Origin of the sequence: Streptomyces adustus, assembly GCF_009377175.1 — a bacterium.
GTDB classification, from domain to species: domain Bacteria; phylum Actinomycetota; class Actinomycetes; order Streptomycetales; family Streptomycetaceae; genus Streptomyces; species Streptomyces adustus.
Genome location: NZ_VJZD01000002.1, coordinates 74,866 through 94,185, shown reverse-complemented (window position 1 = coordinate 94,185; position 19,320 = coordinate 74,866). Strand labels below are relative to the sequence as shown.

The following is a 19,320-nucleotide window of genomic DNA, read 5'->3' as shown; positions in this document are numbered from 1 at the left end:
CGCGGCTACAGCAGGCCGGCCGCCGCCAGGTGCTTGCCCACCCGCTCCACCTCCTCCGGCGACAGCGGCACCTGCGGCTCCGCCGTGGCCGGGCAGTCGATGACACCCCGCAGGTACAGGGCCGCCTTGAACGCCCCGAGCGCCGCCGAGCTGCCGCCCATCCGCGCCGGATCGCCCACCTCGGTCATCCTGAACAGCGCGCACAGCCGCTCCTGTTCGGCCCGCGCCCGCTGCCACTCGCCGTCCCGGCAGAGCCGGTGGAGGCGGACGTAGCCGTGCGGGTCGACGTTCGCGAGGCCGGGCACCGCGCCGTCCGCCCCGAGCGCGAGCGCGCTGTCGACGACCAGTTCGGATCCGGTCAGGGCGCTGAAGGCGGTGATGCCGGGGTGGGCGCGGGCGCCGGTGACGACCTCGCGGAAGCCGGCGAGGTCGCCGCTGGAGTCCTTGAGGCCGGCCAGCACCCCGTCCGCGCCCAGCTCCAGGACGAGCCCGGCGGGGAGCTTGGTGTGGACGGCGGACGGGATGTCGTAGGCGATGACGGGGACGGACGCGGCGGCCGCCACGAGGCGGTAGTGGCGGGCGATCTCCGCCGGGTGGGTGCGGGTGTAGAAGGGGGCGGCCACCACGACCGCGTCCGCGCCCGCCTCGGTGACCGCCCGGACGTGGTCGAGGACGCGGGGCGTCGTCATGTCGATGGCGCCCGCCAGCACCGGCAGCCGCCCGGCCACGTGCCCGGCCACCGTCTCCACGACCAGCCGCCGCTGCCGGTCGGTCAGATAGGCCGCCTCCGAGGTCGAACCGAGCACGAACAGCCCGTGCACCCCGCCCGCCGTCAGATGGTCGACCAGTCTGCGCAGCGAGGGGACGTCCACCTCGCGGTCCGGTGTCAGGGGGGTGCAGACGGGCGGGACGACACCGGTCGGCGGGGCGGGGATCGTCATCAAGGCTCCCTGGGGTGCTGGCTCTGCCGTACGAGGTCGCGGGTCGGCCGGTCCTCCTCCACAGGATGGTGGCAGCGGTAGCGATGCGCGGGGTCCGACGCGGCCGAGAATTCCGGCATGACGGACACGCACTCCTGGTCGGTCCGCCAGCACCGGGTGCGGAACGGGCAGCCGCTGGGCGGCCGGGTCGCCGAGGGGACCGGTCCGGTCAGCGGGATCGGGTCGACCGGGTCCAGCAGCCCGGGGGTGGCGGAGAACAGCGCGCGGGTGTACGGGTGCCGGGCGTGGTCGGTGACCCGGCCGGCCGGGCACTCCTCGACGATCCGGCCCAGGTACATCGTGATCACCCGGTCGCTCATCCGGCGTACCGTCTGGATGTCGTGCGAGACGAACACCAGGGCCAGACCCAGGCGTTCCTTCAGGTCCAGCAGCAGGTTGAGGATCTGCGCGCGCACCGACACGTCCAGCGCGCTGGTCGGCTCGTCGGCCACCACCAGAGCCGGTTCGAGGGCAAGCGCGCGGGCGACGGCCACGCGCTGGCGCTGGCCGCCGGAGAGCTGTCCGGGCAGCGCGTCGGCCAGCGCCCGGGGCAGACCGACCAGTCCCATCAGTTCCCGTACCCGCTCCTCCCGCGCGGCGGCGGAGCCCCGGCCGTGCACGTCCAGCGGGTCGCGCAGGATCCGCCGTACCGTCAGCCGGCGGTTCAGGGCCGTCGACGGATCCTGGAAGATCATGCCGGTGCCCGCCCCGACGGCCGTCCGGCGTTCGGCGGGCGGCATCGACCACAGGTCGCGGCCCCGGACGGACACCGTGCCCGAGGTCGGCCGCTGGACACCCACCAGCACCTTCGCCAGCGTCGACTTGCCGCAGCCCGACTCGCCGACCACGCCGACCGTCTCCCCGGGCGCCACGACCAGGCCGGCGCCGGTCAGGGCGTACACCCGGTCGCGGGTGAACAGGCCACCGGTGCGGGCCTTGTGCACGACGTGCACGTCGGACAGTTCCACCAGGGCGGTCATGTCACCGGCTCGCTCTCCGAGCTCTGCGAGCTCTCGGGGTCCTCCCCGGCGGGCAGATCGACCGCCGGGTGGTGGCACGCCACGGTGTGCCGGGCGGTGCCCGCCAGGTCCGGTGCCGTCGTACGGCAGACGTCGTCCGCCCGCGGGCAGCGGGAACCGAAGCGGCAGCCGGGCGGGAAGTCCGCGGGGGCGGGCACGACCCCCCTGATCTGGGTCAGGCGCGCGGCCGCCGACTCCAGGGACAGCACGCTGCCGAGCAGCCCGCGCGTGTAGGGGTGGGCGGGCGCCTCCACCAGGTCGGCGGTCACCCCGCTCTCCACGATCTGCCCGCCGTACATCACCACGATCCGGTCCGTGACGTCCGCGACCAGCGCCAGATCGTGCGAGACCAGGACCAGCGCGAAGCCCAGCTCCGCCCGCAGGGCCAGCAGCAGCTCCATGACCTGCGCCTGCACGGTCACGTCGAGGGCGGTGGTCGGCTCGTCCGCGACGATCAGCCTCGGCGCGCGGGACAGGGCCATGGCGATCAGGACCCGCTGGCGCTGTCCGCCGGACAGCTCGTGCGGATAGCTGCGCAGGACCCGGTCGGGGTCCAGGCCGACCAGCGCGAGCAGTTCCGCGGGCTCCCGGGCCCCGCCCCGGCGCACGAGCTGTCCGAGCTGCGCGCGGATCGTCATCGCCGGGTTGAGGGACGACAGCGCGTCCTGGTAGATCATCGCCATCTCGTGCCCGAGCAGCCTGCGGCGCGCCCGCGCCGGCTCGGCCGACAGGTCCCGCCCGTCGAACCGGACCCGGCCGCGCACCCGGGCGCCCTTGGGCGCGAGGCCCATGACGGTGAGCGCGGTGAGCGATTTGCCGCAGCCCGACTCGCCGACCAGGCCGAGGACCTCGCCGGGCCGCACCTCGAAGCCGATGCCGTCGACGATGTCGACGCCCCGGTGACGGCCGGGGAAGCCGACGGCGAGGTCCTCGACCACGAGCACCGGCGGCCCCTCGGGCAGCGGGCGGGCCCGTGCGCGCAGCCGGGCCGCCGCCTCGGCCAGCGACGGCAGCACCGGGACCTCGCCGCCGTCCGGCTCGGGCCGCTCCAGCCGGTCCTCCCGCGCGTCCGGCGCGACCTCCCGCGGGGCCGGGGCCGCCCACGCGTCGGAGACGCCCTCGGACAGGATGTTCAGCGACAGCACCGTGACCAGCATCAGCAGGCCGGGGAAGACCGTCGCCCACCAGCCGCCGGTCAGCACCATGTTCTTGCCGTCCGCGATCACACTGCCCCAGGACGGGTCCGGCGGCCGTACGCCCGCGCCGACGAAGGACAGCGAGGCCTCGAAGACGACGGCCTCGGCGACCTGGACCGTGCAGAACACCAGGACCGGCGCCGCGCAGTTGACGGCCACGTGCCGCAGCACGATGTGCGGGGTGCGGGCGCCGATCACCCGCTCCGCCGTCACGTAGTCCTCGCCGTACTGGTCGAGCACGTTCGCCCGTACGACCCGGGCCACCGGCGGGGTGAACAGGAACGCGATCGCGCAGATCAGTACGGTGATGCCGCCGCCGAAGACCGCGACGAGCACCGCCGCCAGCGCGATGCCGGGGAACGCCATCACCACGTCCAGCGCGCGCATCAGCGTCTCGTCGACCCCCTTGCGGGAGGTCGCCGCGACCGCGCCGAGCAGGGCGCCGACGACCAGCGCGAGCGCGGTCGCGCCCAGCCCGATCGCCAGCGACCAGCGGGCGCCGTACATCAGCCGGCTGAGGATGTCCCGGCCGAGGCTGTCCTGCCCCATCCAGTGGGCGGCCGACGGATGTCCGGTGTCGTCGACGGGCGGCTGCTGGTCGAGCGGGTCGTGCGGCGCGAGCAGCGGGGCGAACAGCGCCGCCAGGACGACTACGGCCAGGAAGCACACGGCCGTCCGCGACAGCGGCGGCAGCCTGCGCCAGCCGCGCAGCCGGATGCCGGGCCGGGACAGGGCCCGGGCCAGGCCCTCGCGGGTGAAGGTCATGCCGCCTCCCTCAGACGCGGGTTGACCAGCAGATAGAGGACGTCGATGACGAGGTTGACGACCACGAAGCCGGTCGCGGTCGTCAGGACCACGCCCTGGACGACGGCCGGGTCGCCGTTCTGCACGGCGTCGATCATCAGCTTGCCCATGCCGGGCAGCGAGAAGATCGTCTCGATGACGACGGCGCCGCCCAGCAGATAGCCGACCCGCAGCCCGAGCACGGTCAGCGGATTGACCAGCGCGTTCCTGAGCACGTTGCGGCCCACCACGACCCGCGGCGGCAGCCCGCTGCCGATCGCCGTCCGCACGTAGTCCTTGTCCAGCTCCTCCACCACCGCCGTGCGCACCACCCGGGTGAGTTGCGCGGCCACCGGCAGGGACAGCGCCAGCGCCGGGAGCGCCATCGTCCGCAGCCAGCCGGTGAAGGAGTCGGCCGGGTTGACGTAGCCGCCGGCCGGGAACCAGCCCCGGTCGACCGCCAGGTACTGGATCATCAGCAGGGCCAGCCAGAAGGAGGGCGCGGCGACCCCGGTCAGGGACACGACGCGGATGACCTGGTCCGGCAGCCGGTCCCGGTACACGGCCGCGGTCACCCCGCCGGCCAGCGCCAGCACCACCGCGACGCCCAGCCCCAGGAAGGTCAGCTGGAGAGTGAGCGGCAGCGCGGTGGCGACCTGGTCGGCGACCGGGGCCCGGGTCAGGGCGCTGGTGCCCAGATCGCCGTGGAGCAGGTCGCCGACGAAATCGGCGTAGCGGACGGGCAGCGGGTCCAGCAGACCGTTGCGCTCGCGGAAGTCGTGCAGTTGCTGCGGGGTCGGGTTGGCGCCCTGGAAGAACGCGGACGCCGGGTCGACGTCGGAGAAGCGCATCACCAGGAACACGAACAGCACGATGCCGAGCAGCAGCGGGACGAGCAGGGCGAGACGGCGGGCCAGGATCCTGACGACGGCGATCACGGAGACGACTTCCCTGTCACTGGGTCCACTTGGCCTGGAGGAGGTTCACACCGGGGTACGGCTGCGCCCTTATCCCGGTCAGCTTCCGCGGGTTCCAGGCGGTCATCAGCTCGTTGTGGACGACCGGGTAGAGCACGGCCTGTTCGGCGACGACGTCGAGGTAGTCCTGGATCATCGCCCTCTTCCGCGCGGGGTCCGGTTCCCGGGTGGCCCGGTCCATGTCCTTGAAGAGCTGCCCGGCGACGGGGTCGTCGGCCCAGCGGGCGTACTGCATCCAGAGGTTCTGCGGGCCGTAGTTGTAGTGCATGATCAGGTCGGCGTCGAGGCCGAACTGGTTGGGGTTCGAGGCGGCCGCCACGACCTGGTAGTCCTGCTTCTGGTCCAGCTTGGTGAAGACGGCCGTGGTCTCCTGCGGGGAGAGCGTGGTGCGCACGCCGATCGCGTCCCAGGAGGCCTTGAGGGTCGGCAGGCAGTCGACGATCCAGCTCACGTTCACCGCGAGGAGGTCGACGTGCAGCCCGCTCACCCCGGCCGCCTTCAGCAGGGCCTTCGCCCGCTCGGGGTCGTGGTCGTACACCGTCCTCGCCCGCCGGTGGGACGGGTTGCCCTCGTCGAGGAAGGACGAGGCCGGCCGGCCGTGGCCCTTGAGGGCGACCTGCACCAGTTTCCCGGTGTCGACGGCGTAGTGCAGCGCCTGGCGCACCCGTACGTCGTCGAAGGGCCTGTGCCGGGTGTTGAACATCAGGAACAGGTTGTTCATCCCGGCCCCGCCGGCCACCGACATGCCGCCCTTCTCCAGCTGACGGATGTTGGCGTACGGGATGTTGTCGGCGATCTGTGCGCCCGCGGCGGCCCCGGAGATCCGGGCGACCCGCGGGGCGGCGTCCACGATCGTCAGCCAGTTCATCCTGTCGAAGGCGGGCCTGCGCGGGCCGTTGTAGTCGGCGAACGCGGCGAAGGTGGTGTTGGACTTCGGGTGGTGCGCGGTCTGCCGGTACGGGCCCGAGCCCACCGCCTTGCCCCTGATCGCGTCGTCCCAGGCGCCCGGCCGCTCGTACACGTGCTTCGGCATGATCTTGGCGAGGGTGAGCCGTGACACCCCCTCCGGGAAGGGGAACCTCAGCACCAGCTCGACGTTGTGCGCGTCGATCCTCCGGACGTCCTTCAGCCAGCTCGCGAAGAACCCCTTGGCGAGGGTCTGGGTGTCCGGGTCGAGGATCCGGTCGAAGACGAACACGACGTCGTCGGCGGTGACCGGCCGCCCGTCGTGGAACCTCGCGCCCGGCCGCAGCGTGAACGTCCACGAGGTGGCCGTCGGGTCCGTCGGCATCCGGGTCGCCAGCGCGGCGTACGGCGCGCGGGTGATCGGGTCGGTGTCGACCAGCCCCTCGTAGATGTGGTTGTTGGCGGCCATGGCGAAGGCGGACGCCGTCTGCGTCGGATCCCAGCTGCCGTCGTTGCCGTAGCCGATGACCGCGGTCAGCGTGCGGTGCGCGCCGCCGCCCGACCCCGTGTCGTTGGTGGACTCCGGCCCGGCCGAGCAGGCCGCCAGCGACGACGAGAGCGCCGCGGCGGCGCCCAGGGCGCCGGTGTGCTTCAGGAAAGACCGGCGGTGCGGCGCCGGAACGTCATGGGTCACGTCGCGCACGGTTCCTCCAGCGAAGGGGTCTCGGGGGCGGAGCGGTGGGTGAATTGTCCGCGGAGATACGACGTCCTACGTCCGGTGGTCAGCGCGACCATAGGAGCGGCCGTGGGGGTGGTCAAGGGCCCGCACGCGAATGGCGGTATCCGCCGGAGGTCCGACCGATGGCGCTGCGAAATGGCCTGAATTGACGCCCTATCAGGCTCTACGGTCCATGCGTACCGCCGGACGTGTGACGCGGGACGTCCGACGGTCCCGCGCGGCGGCGCGCCGACGGTTCCGCGCGGCGGCGCGCCGACATGACGACGCTGCGCGCCCGTGATGCCGGGGGCGCGCAGCGCGCGACGGAGTCCCTGTTGCCGCGGGGCTCCTAGGGCAGCGTCTTCTCGTAGTACTTGTCCTGGTCGGAGTCGTACACGAGCTTGCCTGCCGCGTCGTAGCCCTTGATGTGCGGCGCCCTGGTGACCTGGCGGTCCAGGGTGCCGTGGGCGACGAACCAGCCGTGGTCCAGGACGGTCTCGCCGGTGGCGTCGCCGTAGGAGACGGTCACCTTGGTCACCGAGGGGTCGACCGTGCCGATGATCCCCCAGTCGAACGGCAGCTTCCAGTGCCCGCGGTCGATGACCGACTGCTGGTAGAGCATGCCGCTGTTCATGTCCACGAAGACGGGGCCGCCGTCGTCGGGGGCGGTGTTGCCCACGCTGGTGTTGGCGCCGGTCCCCGTACCGTCCTTGACGGTGCAGATCAGCCGGATCGACGCATGCTTCGTGACCGCCACGATGTGCATGCCGTCACCGGGGGAGTTGGAGTCGCCGGTGCTGTTCATCGCCAGGATGATCCGGTAGTCCGCCGCCTTGCCCAGGCTCCGTCCGCCCGCGGAGCGGAACGTCTCGTTGTAGGCGATGCACTTCTTCAGCCCCTCGGCGGCCTGTGCCCAGGTGACGCCGTCCAGCAGCTGTCCCTCCGTGACCGGCCGGGCCGGTTCCGTGGCCGGCGCGGACACCGGCGCGGACGACTCCGGCAGGGGGCTGGGCGGGGCGCTGGCGGACGGCCGCGGCGACGCCGTCTCCGACCTCCCGCCGACCCCCACCGCGTACGCCCCGACGGGCAGCGCGGCCAGTGTCACCAGCACCGCCCCCGCCGCCGCCACCTGCCGGCGCCGCTCGACCACACCCCGGCGCCGTACCGCGGGATAGGGCGCGGGCGAGGGCCGGATGGCGTACGCGTCCTCGGCCAGCAACTCGCGCATCTGCTCCTCGAAGCGGGGGTCGATGTCCTCGCCGCTCGCCGGCGCACCACCGGATCCGGCCCCGGAACCCGCCTCGGACGGCCGCCGCTCTTTCTCGCTCACCTGCTGTCTCCCTGTCCGGCCGACGCACGGCTGGGCCGCGGCGCGTCCGCGACCAGTCCCAGCCCCGGATATCCGCGCAACTTCGCCAGCGCCTTGGACGCCTGGCTCTTGACCGTGCCGACCGAGCAGCCGAGCACGTCGGCGACCTCGCCCTCGGACAGGTCCTCCCAATAGCGCATGACCACGACCGCCCGCTGCCGCGGCGGCAGCGCCGCCAGCGCGGCCATCAGCACACCGCGCTCCTCGACCCGCCCCACCGCGTCGTCCCGCCTCGCCCGCTCCGGCGGCGCCGAGGTCAGCGCCTCGGCGACCCGCCGCTTGCGGAAGCGGTCACTGTTGCAGGTGACCAGCATCCGGCGGACGTACGCCTCCGGGTTGTCGCTGCGCGCGACACGCCGCCACGACCGGTACGCCTTCGCCAGCGCGGTCTGTGTCAGATCCTCGGCGTGGTGGGCGTCGCCGGTGAGCAGATACGCGGTCCGCACCAGGCGTGACCATCGCGCTCTGACGAACTCCTCATACTGGGCCTCCAGTTCGGCCTGCATCAAGCACCCTCCTCGCCCACCAGACCACCGTGCGGGGGGATTCGGTTGCCCGTGCCGCGTCGCTGCGTTCGAATGGAAGGGGAGCGGTGACGTGTCAGCCTGGCGTGAGGGTCGCCTTCTCGGAGAGGCGGAAGGCGGGACATAGACTGGCGGTCCCACAAGGGCCTCGTCGGCCAGGCCGCCCGGGAGCCCGAAGAGGAGGTGATGGTGTCGTCGTCAACGGTGGTGATCGGTGCCGGAGTGATCGGCCTCACGACGGCGGTCCGTCTCGCGGAGGCGGGCAGGACCGTGCGGGTGGACGCCGAACTGCTTCCCGCTGCCACGACCTCGGCGGCTGCGGGAGCCTCATGGGATCCGTTCCTGGCCGAACCTGCCGATCTGGTGGAGCGTTGGAGCAGGGAAACCCTTCTGGCTCTGCTGGAGCTCAGCGCCGACGACAGGACGGGCGTCCGCCTCGTCGAGGGCACCCACGAGTCCCGGGTGCCGAGGGACATGCCGATGTGGGCTCCATGGGTCGACGCCCGCCGGTGCGAACCGGGCGAACTGCGACCGGGCTACGTGGAAGGGTGGCGCTACCGTGCTCCCGTCGTCGACATGCCCAAATACCTGGGATATCTGGTCGAGCGGTTGCTGAAGGCCGGCGGTGATCTCCGACAGCATCGCTACGCCTCGCTCGAAGAGGTCCTTCGAGAGGCGCCGGTCGTCGTGAACTGCGCGGGGACAGGTGCCCGGGCGCTGGCCGACGACGTATACGTACAGCCCGTGCGGGGACAACTCGTCGTGGTCGAGAACCCTGGAATCGAGACCTTCTTCTGCGACGACACCCCTGATGCCGAAGAACTCACTTACATCTACCCGCAGTCCGATGTGGTGATTCTGGGGGGCACCTCGGAGTGGGGCAGTTGGGACCTGCATCCCGACGCCATGGCTGCCCGGGACATCGTTCGACGATGTGCGGAGGTCGAGCCCTCTCTTGCCGCCGCAACGGTGGTCGGCCACCGCGTGGGGCTCAGGCCGGTCCGTCCTGAGGTCCGGTTGGAGGCGGAGTTCCGTGACGGCACGCTCCTCCTGCACAACTACGGCCACGGAGGCGCCGGGCTGACTCTGTCCTGGGGGTGCGCCCGAGAGATCACCGAAGTGCTGCGGACCGCCGAACGATTCACTCCCTGATCTGCCAGTGTCTGCGGCCGGCGGTCCCGGCTTCGGGACCACGCCGGAAGATGTACAGCCATGTCCGCGCCGAAAGAGCGCAGGCCAGAGCGACGGTCCACGGCCAGCTGGTGGCCTTCGCGGCGACGACGGCCGCTCCGATGAGGGGCGAAGCCGCTGTGAAGACCATGAGGGAGGTCTCCACCCAGCTCGTCCGGAACCGGTGCGCGATGGAGAACTCCGACCGCTCGTACCAAGCGATGCTCACGCTCAGCAGTGCGGCCAGAATCATGGTCGTGCGCGGATCACCACTGGCCTCGGCGTAGGTGACGGGAAGGGAAATGAGGAAGGGCAGCACACCGCCGTACTCGGAGAGGACGTTGCCGTACTTCATGATTTTCCCGAAGGTGTTCGAGCGGATCCTGGCGAGCTCACCCGAGGCACTGGCGTAGATGATCAGGGACAGAACTGTGCTGAAGGTCGCGCCTATCAGGAGAAGGCGGACATCGTCCGGGAAGCGTGTGGAGGTGAACGCGAAGCCCAGGAGAAAGGTGATGGCCGCCAGTATCGAGCCGGAGAACGCTATCCCCGCCGCGGCCTCCCCGGACTGGAGGGTTGCAGGATCGTCCCGCTCGAAGCGCGTGATTTCCAGCGCAGGCTCCCCCTTCAGGGAGACCAGAGCGGTCACGGCCTGATCGTGCGGGGCGAGGGACTCGATCAGCTGCGCCTGCGCGCTGAGGGGGACGAGATGCCTGGTGTCGGGGTCGATGTACTCCACACGATTCTTGTGCTGATAGTGGATACAGATACCGCCAGGGTTCCTGCTTGTGTGCATGACACGCGTGCCGATGAAGCCGCTCTTCAGCAGGAGCCCGGAAACCGGCATGTCCGAGGCTTCGACCACGGCCGAGAGCAAGGGGGTGGGCCCGGGAAGCTCCGAGACCAGTCGGGATAATTCGTCCAGGAGTCCTAAGCCCATTCCTTGCCGTCGGAGGTCGGTACGAACGGCGAGCACGGAGACGCGCAGATGCTCGGGTGAAGGCCGTTCCGCGACGGCGCAGCCGACGAGCTCGCCGTCGGCTTCGGCCACTCGGACCAACCCTCCGGCTATCGATTCGGCCATAAGGACCGCCGACGGGACCTCGGCGATGTCGCATGTCGAGGCCAGTAGATCGGTGAGCCGGGGCAGGTCGTCGGCACGCGCGTCGCGAGTGGACCACGCGCTCATGCGGATCGTCTTTCCTCGGCCGCGTCAGGCGACGCGGGCGAACAACTGCCGTACCGTGCGTCCTTCTGCATCACTCTCCCCCGAGCTCCGCTTGATCCTACCGACCGTTGCTGTTCCTGGGGCTTGTCGCAAGGAATTGAGTCCTGCACGCGGAGCACGCCGGCCAAGCGCCACAAGACTCTGATGAAAGGGAGTCGAATTGGGCGACGAAGGCGATCGGGGCACCGTCCGGAATCCGGAGGAACAAGGTGGTGCGGCGGCGAGGGTGCCCTCGCGGCCGGTCGGTGACCGACCGGTCTTCCGCCGCGTACGACTGGCCTGCGTCATTCCCTTGAGCCTGGTGGATCGCACCGGCCTCCCTCCGCCTCGAACCGGGCACATCGACTCCGCCCCCGGAGCCCATCCGTCGTAGGCGACAATGGGCCCATGAGTCTGTTCCGCGACGACGGCATCGTGCTGCGCACCCAGAAGCTGGGTGAGGCGGACCGGATCATCACGCTGCTCACCCGCGGCCACGGCCGGGTGCGGGCGGTGGCCCGCGGGGTGCGGCGTACGAAGTCGAAGTTCGGGGCCCGCCTCGAACCCTTCTCCCACGTGGACGTGCAGTTCTTCGCGCGGGGCAGCAGCGAGCTCGTCGGCCGCGGGCTGCCGCTGTGCACGCAGAGCGAGATCATCGCCGCGTACGGCGGCTCGATCGTCACCGACTACACCCGGTACACCGCCGGTACGGCCATGCTGGAGACCGCCGAGCGGTTCACCGACCACGAGGGCGAACCGGCCGTGCAGCAGTACATGCTGCTCGTGGGCGCCCTGCGCACCCTCGCCCGGGGCGAGCACGCCCCGCATCTCGTCCTCGACGCGTTCCTGCTGCGCTCCCTCGCCGTCAACGGCTACGCGCCGAGCTTCGACGGCTGCGCGAAGTGCGGAATGCCCGGTCCCAACCGTTTCTTCTCGGTGGCCTCCGGGGGCTCCCTGTGCGTGGACTGCCGGGTGCCGGGGAGTGTCGTACCCTCACCGGCGACCCTGGAACTGCTCGGCGCGCTGCTTACGGGAGACTGGGAGACCGCGGACGCCAGTGAGCCGAGGCACGTCCGGGAGGGCAGCGGGCTGGTGTCCGCCTACCTGCACTGGCATCTGGAGCGCGGGCTGCGCTCGCTTCGGTACGTTGAGAAATAAGCCCTAGGCCGTAAGAGGAGACGAGAAGCACATGGTGGTACGCGGGTTCCTGGGACGCCAGCGCCGCGAGTACAAGGCGCCGGAGCCGCACCCGTCCGGCGCCCGCGCGCCCAAGCTCCCCGGTGAGTTGGTCCCCAAGCACGTGGCGATCGTCATGGACGGCAACGGCCGCTGGGCCAAGGAGCGCGGGCTGCCGCGCACCGAGGGGCACAAGGTCGGCGCCGAGCGCGTCCTCGACGTGCTCCAGGGCGCGGTCGAGATCGGCGTCGGGAGCATCTCCCTGTACGCCTTCTCCACCGAGAACTGGAAGCGCTCCCCCGACGAGGTGCGCTTCCTGATGAACTTCAACCGGGACTTCATCCGCAAGACCCGCGACACCCTCGACGGCCTCGGCATCCGGGTGCGCTGGGTGGGTCGGATGCCCAAGCTGTGGAAGTCGGTCGCCAAGGAGCTCCAGGTAGCCCAGGAGCAGACCAAGGACAACGACGCGCTCACGCTGTACTTCTGCATGAACTACGGCGGCCGTGCCGAGATCGCCGACGCGGCGCAGGCCCTCGCGGAGGACGTGAAGGCGGGCCGGCTCGACCCGTCGAAGGTCACCGAGAAGACCCTCCAGAAGTACATGTACTACCCGGACATGCCGGACGTGGACCTGTTCCTGCGCCCCAGCGGCGAGCAGCGCACCTCCAACTACCTGCTCTGGCAGAGCGCGTACGCCGAGATGGTGTTCCAGGACGTGCTGTGGCCGGACTTCGACCGCCGTGACCTGTGGCGGGCCTGCGTCGAGTTCGCCTCGCGCGACCGGCGGTTCGGCGGCGCGATCCCGAACGAGGAGCTGCTGGCGATGGAGGGCGGGGACCCGGCCGCCGAGTAGCGTCGCCGACGGCCACCTCGGGGCCACCGGGGGTTCATGGCGGTCGTCGACGATCCGCCCATGAGACGCCTGACTCCCACCCTCACGCTGGCGGTGTGCGCGCTGCTGGTCACGGCCCTGCCCGCGCGGGCCGCGGACCGGCAGCCCGCCCACCTCGACAGCTACGGCACCAAGGCCCCGTACTCCGCGCAGCAGGATCCGCGCACCTACCAGCGGCCCCCGGCCGGCTTCACCCCCGTCTTCACCGAGAACGTCTCCCGGCACGGCTCCCGGGCCGCGACCGACAGCGAGGACGGCGACCTGGTCCTCGCGCTCTGGGACCGGGCGCGGGCGGAGGGCCGGCTCACCCGCGAGGGCGAGCGGTTCGGCCCCGAGGTGCGCGCCCTGGAGGCCGCCATGGCCGAAGTCGGCTACGGCGGCCTCAGCGGGCGCGGCAAGCAGGAGATGCGGGACACGGCGGCCCGTACGGCCGGGCGACTGCCGTCGCTGTTCAAGCGGATCGCCGCGGACGGCGAGCGGATCGACGTCGTCAGCTCGGGCCAGGGCCGGGCCGTGGACAGCGGCACCCTCTTCACCGCGGCGCTCGCCGCCACCGACCCGGCGCTGGCCCCGCTCATCGGTCCGGCCCGCACCGACAAGGACCTGCTCTACTTCCACAAGGCCGCCGGGGGCGCCGCCTACCGCGACTACCTCGCGAACGACCGGCGGCTGGCGCAGACGCTGGCGGACATCACCGACCGGCCCAGGACCCACGAGGCCGCCCGCCGGGTGCTGCGCGGGATCTTCACGGCCGACTTCGTCGGGCAGCTCCCCGACGCCGACCGGGTCGCCGCCGCGCAGGCCGTCTACAACCTGTACGCCATCGCCCCCGCGATGAGCCGGGAGAGCCCGGACGGCAGGGGCTGGCGGACGGAGCGCTGGCTCTCCGCGCGGGACGCGGCCTGGTTCGGGTACTTGAGCGACGCGGAGGACTTCTACGAGAAGGGCCCCGGCTTCGCGGACAGCGACATCACGTACCGCATGGCCGGTGTGCTGCTCGACGACTTCTTCCGGCAGGCGGAGGCCAAGCGGGACGGCACCAGCACCCTGGGCGCCGAACTCCGCTTCACCCACGCCGAGGAGATCATCCCGCTGGCCGCGCTGATGGGCCTGCCGGGCAGCACCCGGCCGGTCACCGCCGACCGGCCCTACACCTACGCCTCCAATCCCTGGCGGGGTGCCTCGGTGGCGCCGCTGGGCGCGAACATCCAGTGGGACGTCTTCGCCAAGGGCGGCCGCTACCTGGTGCGCATGCTCTACAACGAGAAGGAGACGGCCTTCAAGAAGGGCTGCCGCCCGATCGCCGCGGGCAGCAGGTTCTACGACCTCGACGAGCTGGAGCGCTGCTTCGGCCGCGCCTGATCGACGTGTGGTGACCGCCTGTACGATCCCGCCTCATCGTCATGGACATGGGGCGGGACGCGGTACAGGAGACGGTCGAGCCGACGTACCGGCCGACCGTGCAGGACTTCGCGCAGGTGCTGGGGGAGCGTCGGCGGTTCAGCAGGGCGGGGCGCCGGGGCCCGTCGGACCCGGCCGGCGAGGACCGGCTGCGGGCGATCCTCGACCGGCATCCGACGCGCGTCTGACGCGTGTCCGACGGGCGCCCGTCGGACCGGTGCCCGGCGGCTCAGCCCTGCGGCGGCCGCGCGCAGTCCGCGCAGGTCCCGAAGATCTCCACCGTGTGGGCCACGTTGACGTAGCCGTGTTCCGCCGCGACGGCCTCCGCCCAGGTCTCCACCGCCGGGCCCTCCACCTCCACGGCCTTGCCGCACACGCGGCAGACCAGGTGGTGATGGTGCTCGCCGGAGGAGCAGCGGCGGTAGACGGACTCGCCGTCGGAGGTGCGCAGGACGTCGACCTCGCCGGCGTCGGCGAGGGACTGGAGCGTGCGGTAGACCGTGGTCAGCCCGACCGAGTCGCCCTTGTGCTTGAGCATGTCGTGCAGGTCCTGGGCGCTGCGGAACTCGTCGACCTCGGCGAGGGCCGCCGCCACGGCGGCACGCTGCCGGGTGGAGCGGCCCTTCACGGGCGGTCCAGCGGTCGTCACGGGGTGCCTCCTCACGTCTGCGCCTGCCGGGCCATTGTGCCAGCCCGGCCTGCCCGCGGTCAGACGCCGACCGGCCCGTCGGCCCCCCGCCCGGCCGGAATCACGCACTCTGCCGGGTCCCCGGCGGGCCGGGCGGCGGCGAGCGCACGGGCGCGGCGCCGGGCCAGCGGCGCGGCCAGCGCGGTCAGCGCCAGGAACGCCCCGATGGTGAGCAGCACGATCGTCGCGCCGGGCGGCACGTCCTGGTAGTACGAGGTGACCGTGCCGCCGATCGTCACGGTCACGCCGATGGCCACGGCGATCGCGAAGGTCGCCGCGAAGCTGCGGGTGAGCTGCTGGGCCGCCGCGACCGGCACCACCATCAGCGCGGACACCAGCAGCAGGCCGACCACCCGCATCGCGACGGTCACCGTGACCGCCGCCGTGACGGCCGTCAGCAGGTTCAGCGCCCGCACCGGCAGCCCGGTCACCCGCGCGAACTCCTCGTCCTGGCTGACCGCGAAGAGCTGGCGGCGCAGTCCCAGGGTGACCAGCACGACGAAGCCGGCGAGCAGGCAGATCGCCGTCACGTCGGACTGCGACACCGTCGACAGCGAGCCGAACAGATACGACGTCAGGTTGGCGTTCGAGCCGGTCGGCGCGAGGTTGATGAACATCACGCCGCAGGCCATGCCGCCGTAGAAGAGCATCGCGAGGGCGATGTCGCCGCGGGTCCTGCCGTACCAGCGGATCAGCTCCATGAGGACCGCGCCGAGGACGGAGACGGCCGTCGCCATCCACACGGGCGAGGCGTTCAGCAGGACGCCGAGGCCGACGCCGGTCATCGCGACATGGCCGAGGCCGTCGCCCATCAGGGCCTGGCGGCGCTGGACGAGGTAGATGCCGACGGCGGGCGCGGTGATGCCGACCAGTACGGCGGCGAGCAGGGCCCGCTGGACGAAGGCGTAGTCGAGGATTTCCATCAGCTCAGCAGTCCCGTGCGGATCGGTTCGGCGCCCGCCGGAGCGTGCGGGTGGACGTGGTCGTGGCCGGGCAGCGCGTGCTGGCCGACCGCCTGCGGGGGCGGGCCGTCGTGCAGGACGCAGCCGTCGCGCAGCACGACCGCCCGGTCGATCAGGGGCTCCACCGGGCCCAGTTCGTGCAGCACCAGCAGGACGGTGGTGCCCTGGGCGACCTGCTCGGCGAGGGTGTGCGCGAGCACCTCCTGGCTGGCCAGGTCGACGCCCGCCATCGGCTCGTCCATGATCAGCAGTTCGGGTTCGGCGGCCAGCGCGCGGGCGATCAGCACCCGCTGGTGCTGGCCGCCGGACAGGGCGTCGACGGAGTCCTTCGCCCGGTCCGCCATGCCGACCAGCTCCAGGGCCCGCCGCACGGCCGCGTGGTCGGCCTTGCGCAGCATGCCGAAGCGGGCCCGGGACAGCCGGCCCGAGGAGACGACCTCGGTGACCGTCGCGGGCACCCCGCTCGCGGCCGTGGTGCGCTGCGGTACGTAACCCACCCGCCGCCAGTCGCGGAAACGGGCGCGCGGGATGCCGAACAGTTCGATCTCGCCGGCGCTGACCGGCACCTGGCCGATGACGCTGCGCACGGCCGTCGACTTGCCGGAGCCGTTGGCGCCGAGCAGCGCGACGACCTCGCCACGGCGGACGGTGAGGTCGATGCCGCGCAGGACGGGGCGCGCACCCAGCTCGGCGCGGACACCGCGCAGCGCTATGACGGCTTCGCTCATGGTTGCATCCTCCGTGGAGATCACTTGGCGCCCAGCGCGGTCCGCAGCGCCTTGAGGTTCGCTTCCTGGACCGAGAAGTAGTCTGTGCCGCGGGACTGGTCCGTGATGCCCTCGATCGGGTCGAGGACGTCCGTGCGCAGGCCCGCGTCCTTGGCGATGGTCCGGGCGGTCCGGTCGCTGACGAGCGTCTCGTAGAACACGGTGGTGACGCCGTCGGCCTTCGCCATCGTCTCCAGGTCCTTGACGCGGTTCACGCTCGGCTCGGACTCGGGGTCCAGGCCGCTGACGGCCTCCTCGGTGAGGCCGTAGCGCTCGGCGAGGTAGCCGAAGGCGGCGTGCGTGGTGATGAAGACCTTGGAGCGGGCGCCGGCCAGGCCCTCCCGGAAGCGGGTGTCGAGCTCGCCGAGCTCGCCGGCCAGGGCCGCGGTGTTCCTGCGGTAGTCGGCCGCGTGCTTCGGATCCGCCTTCTCCAGGGCCGCGCCTACGCCCCGTGCGACCTCGGCGTACTTCACCGGGTCGAGCCAGATGTGCGGGTCCTTGCCGGCTTCCTCGTGGTCGTGGTCGTGGGTGTCGTGCTCGGCCGCGTGGCCGCCGACCTCGGTGCCGTGCTGCTCCAGCGTGGTCAGGGTGGCGGCGTCGATCTTCGTCTTCGCCTCGGACTGGGCGACGACCTCGTCCACGGTGGGCTGGAGGCCCTTGAGGTAGAGCACCGCGTCGGCCTCCTCGATACGCACCCGCTGGCGGACGCTGACCTCCAGGTCGTGCGGTTCCTGGCCGGGCTTGGTGAGGCTGGTGACACGCACGTGGCTGCCGCCGATCCGCTCGGCGAGGAAGGCCATCGGGTAGAACGACGCGACTATGTCCAATTTGCCCCCGGCGGCCGCGGCCGCCCTGTCGGTCGTGCACGCGGACAGGCCCACCAGCCCGAGTGCGCAGGCCACGGCGATCGCGACCCCGGATATGTGCCGTCGTCGTACGTTCATGACAGTCATTTTCAACAAATATGGAAACCGTTGTCAACAAGCGCGCCGAGAAGGGCCCGGCGAGCCCGGACGGCCCTCGGAAGCAGGCCCGATTTGATTGAGGGGGAGCCCCCGCCGGTACGCTGAAGCATTCGCTGGAAGCTTCTCGCTTCGCCGCCCGTCGTCCTTATGAAGAGAGCACCGTGGCCGCCGACAAGATCGACACCATCGTCAGCCTGAGCAAGCGCCGTGGCTTCGTATTCCCCTGTAGTGAGATCTACGGCGGCCAGCGCGCCGCCTGGGACTACGGACCGCTGGGCGTCGAACTCAAGGAGAACCTGAAGCGCCAGTGGTGGCGCTACATGGTGACGTCGCGCGAGGACGTGGTCGGTCTCGACTCGTCCGTGATCCTGGCCCCCGAGGTGTGGGTCGCCTCCGGTCACGTCGCCACCTTCACGGACCCGCTGACCGAGTGCACCTCGTGCCACAAGCGGTTCCGTGCCGACCACCTGGAAGAGGCCTACGAGGCCAAGCACGGCCGCCTCCCGGAGAACGGCCTCGCCGACCTGGGCTGCCCGCACTGCGGCAACAAGGGCACCTTCACCGAGCCCAAGCAGTTCTCGGGCCTGCTCTCCACCCACCTCGGCCCGACGCAGGACAGCGGCTCCGTCGCCTACCTGCGCCCCGAGACCGCCCAGGGCATCTTCACCAACTTCGCCCAGGTGCAGGTCGCCTCGCGCAAGAAGCCGCCGTTCGGCATCGCCCAGATGGGCAAGTCCTTCCGCAACGAGATCACGCCCGGCAACTTCATCTTCCGCACCCGCGAGTTCGAGCAGATGGAGATGGAGTTCTTCGTCAAGCCGGGCGAGGACGAGCAGTGGCAGGAGTACTGGATGGAGCAGCGCTGGAACTGGTACACCGGTCTCGGCATGCGCGAGGAGAACATGCGGTGGTACGAGCACCCGCAGGAGAAGCTCTCCCACTACTCCAAGCGCACCGCCGACATCGAGTACCGCTTCCAGTTCGGCGGCAACGAGTGGGGTGAGCTGGAGGGCGTCGCCAACCGCACCGACTACGACCTCGGCGCGCACTCCAAGGCCTCCGGCCAGGACCTCTCCTTCTTCGACCAGGAAGCCGGAGAGCGCTGGACCCCGTACGTCATCGAGCCCGCCGCCGGTGTCGGCCGCGCCATGCTCGCCTTCCTCCTGGACGCCTACGTCGAGGACGAGGCCCCCAACGCCAAGGGCAAGCTGGAGAAGCGCACGGTGCTGCGCCTCGACCACCGCCTGGCCCCGGTGAAGGTCGCGGTCCTGCCGCTGTCGCGCAACGCGGACCTGTCCCCGAAGGCCAAGGGTCTCGCCGCGGCGCTGCGCCAGCACTGGAACATCGAGTTCGACGACGCCGGCGCCATCGGCCGCCGCTACCGCCGTCAGGACGAGATCGGCACCCCGTACTGCGTGACCGTCGACTTCGACACGCTGGACGACAACGCCGTGACCGTGCGCGAGCGCGACTCGATGAAGCAGGAGCGCGTCTCCCTGGACCAGATCGAGGGCTACCTGGCCAGCCGCCTCGTCGGCTGCTAGGTCCCGCGCGCCGGAAGTTCCCCGCACCCCTTCACGGGGGTGCGGGGAACTTTTGCTTTCCGGGCGCGGGCGC

General features: G+C 71.4%; 18 protein-coding genes. 6 read left to right on the top strand and 12 right to left on the bottom strand.

Annotation, left to right across the window (positions count from 1 at the left end; translation table 11 throughout):
- Positions 1 to 5 precede the first annotated feature (5 nt).
- From FNH09_RS01160 to FNH09_RS01130, 7 genes are all read right to left on the bottom strand, one after another.
- A complete protein-coding gene (locus FNH09_RS01160) occupies positions 6 to 941 on the bottom strand; it encodes a dihydrodipicolinate synthase family protein (protein ID WP_152884112.1) in 936 nt (311 codons plus the stop codon).
- Positions 941 to 1,960 (bottom strand): oligopeptide/dipeptide ABC transporter ATP-binding protein, encoded by a 1,020-nt coding sequence (locus FNH09_RS01155; protein WP_152884109.1) that lies wholly within the window; start codon positions 1,958 to 1,960, stop codon positions 941 to 943. Before FNH09_RS01155 ends, FNH09_RS01160 begins: the two co-directional genes overlap by 1 nt.
- The gene (locus FNH09_RS01150; RefSeq protein WP_152884107.1) at positions 1,957 to 3,960 is read right to left on the bottom strand and encodes a dipeptide/oligopeptide/nickel ABC transporter permease/ATP-binding protein; all 2,004 of its coding nucleotides are present in this window, start codon (positions 3,958 to 3,960) and stop codon (positions 1,957 to 1,959) included. The genes FNH09_RS01155 and FNH09_RS01150 overlap by 4 nt, the downstream gene beginning before the upstream one ends.
- Positions 3,957 to 4,916 carry an ABC transporter permease subunit gene (locus FNH09_RS01145; protein ID WP_162467953.1) on the bottom strand — a complete coding sequence of 320 codons (960 nt, stop codon included), beginning with the start codon at positions 4,914 to 4,916 and terminating at the stop codon, positions 3,957 to 3,959. Before FNH09_RS01145 ends, FNH09_RS01150 begins: the two co-directional genes overlap by 4 nt.
- Before the next feature lie 16 nt (positions 4,917 to 4,932).
- Positions 4,933 to 6,564: an ABC transporter substrate-binding protein gene (locus FNH09_RS01140; RefSeq protein ID WP_162467952.1), complete on the bottom strand. Its 1,632-nt coding sequence runs from the start codon at positions 6,562 to 6,564 to the stop codon at positions 4,933 to 4,935.
- Between the two features lie 364 nt (positions 6,565 to 6,928).
- A complete protein-coding gene (locus tag FNH09_RS01135; protein WP_338017425.1) occupies positions 6,929 to 7,909 on the bottom strand; it encodes a hypothetical protein in 981 nt (326 codons plus the stop codon).
- On the bottom strand, positions 7,906 to 8,454 hold the full coding sequence (locus FNH09_RS01130) for a SigE family RNA polymerase sigma factor (RefSeq protein ID WP_152884105.1): 549 nt from the start codon (positions 8,452 to 8,454) through the stop codon (positions 7,906 to 7,908). Before FNH09_RS01130 ends, FNH09_RS01135 begins: the two co-directional genes overlap by 4 nt.
- A gap of 204 nt (positions 8,455 to 8,658) precedes the next feature.
- Between FNH09_RS01130 and FNH09_RS01125 the strand changes: the two genes are divergently transcribed.
- The gene (locus tag FNH09_RS01125) at positions 8,659 to 9,624 is read left to right on the top strand and encodes an FAD-dependent oxidoreductase (RefSeq protein WP_152884103.1); all 966 of its coding nucleotides are present in this window, start codon (positions 8,659 to 8,661) and stop codon (positions 9,622 to 9,624) included.
- On the opposite strand, the gene FNH09_RS01120 is transcribed toward FNH09_RS01125, so the two are convergent.
- On the bottom strand, positions 9,614 to 10,693 hold the full coding sequence (locus FNH09_RS01120; protein ID WP_338017424.1) for a GNAT family N-acetyltransferase: 1,080 nt from the start codon (positions 10,691 to 10,693) through the stop codon (positions 9,614 to 9,616). The two genes, FNH09_RS01125 and FNH09_RS01120, sit on opposite strands and share 11 nt — an antisense overlap.
- A 564-nt stretch (positions 10,694 to 11,257) precedes the next feature.
- On the opposite strand from FNH09_RS01120, the gene recO reads away from it, so the two are divergent.
- Genes recO through FNH09_RS01100 form a run of 4 tightly spaced genes read left to right on the top strand, consistent with a single transcriptional unit; the run spans position 11,258 to position 14,509 of the window.
- Positions 11,258 to 12,007, top strand: coding sequence for a DNA repair protein RecO (recO, locus tag FNH09_RS01115; protein ID WP_152884099.1), 750 nt, complete (start codon positions 11,258 to 11,260; stop codon positions 12,005 to 12,007).
- 31 nt (positions 12,008 to 12,038) lie between these two features.
- Positions 12,039 to 12,881, top strand: a complete 843-nt coding sequence (locus FNH09_RS01110; RefSeq protein WP_152884097.1) for an isoprenyl transferase — start codon at positions 12,039 to 12,041, stop codon at positions 12,879 to 12,881.
- Between the two features lie 60 nt (positions 12,882 to 12,941).
- Positions 12,942 to 14,282, top strand: coding sequence for a histidine-type phosphatase (locus FNH09_RS01105; protein WP_152884095.1), 1,341 nt, complete (start codon positions 12,942 to 12,944; stop codon positions 14,280 to 14,282).
- 47 nt (positions 14,283 to 14,329) lie between these two features.
- Positions 14,330 to 14,509, top strand: a complete 180-nt coding sequence (locus FNH09_RS01100) for a hypothetical protein (protein ID WP_152884092.1) — start codon at positions 14,330 to 14,332, stop codon at positions 14,507 to 14,509.
- 41 nt (positions 14,510 to 14,550) lie between these two features.
- Here the strand turns inward: FNH09_RS01100 and FNH09_RS01095 are convergent, their stop codons facing one another.
- The 4 genes from FNH09_RS01095 to FNH09_RS01080 are packed head-to-tail and all read right to left on the bottom strand — an operon-like array spanning position 14,551 to position 17,682.
- The gene (locus FNH09_RS01095) at positions 14,551 to 14,970 is read right to left on the bottom strand and encodes a transcriptional repressor (RefSeq protein WP_162467951.1); all 420 of its coding nucleotides are present in this window, start codon (positions 14,968 to 14,970) and stop codon (positions 14,551 to 14,553) included.
- Between the two features lie 59 nt (positions 14,971 to 15,029).
- Entirely contained in the window at positions 15,030 to 15,932 is a 903-nt protein-coding gene (locus FNH09_RS01090) for a metal ABC transporter permease (RefSeq protein WP_152884089.1), read from the bottom strand.
- Positions 15,932 to 16,699, bottom strand: a complete 768-nt coding sequence (locus FNH09_RS01085; protein WP_152884087.1) for a metal ABC transporter ATP-binding protein — start codon at positions 16,697 to 16,699, stop codon at positions 15,932 to 15,934. Before FNH09_RS01085 ends, FNH09_RS01090 begins: the two co-directional genes overlap by 1 nt.
- A 20-nt stretch (positions 16,700 to 16,719) precedes the next feature.
- A complete protein-coding gene (locus tag FNH09_RS01080; RefSeq protein WP_152884086.1) occupies positions 16,720 to 17,682 on the bottom strand; it encodes a metal ABC transporter substrate-binding protein in 963 nt (320 codons plus the stop codon).
- 182 nt (positions 17,683 to 17,864) lie between these two features.
- Between FNH09_RS01080 and FNH09_RS01075 the strand changes: the two genes are divergently transcribed.
- Complete coding sequence (locus FNH09_RS01075; protein WP_162467950.1) at positions 17,865 to 19,247, top strand: glycine--tRNA ligase; 1,383 nt, start codon at positions 17,865 to 17,867, stop codon at positions 19,245 to 19,247.
- Positions 19,248 to 19,320: the final 73 nt, after the last annotated feature.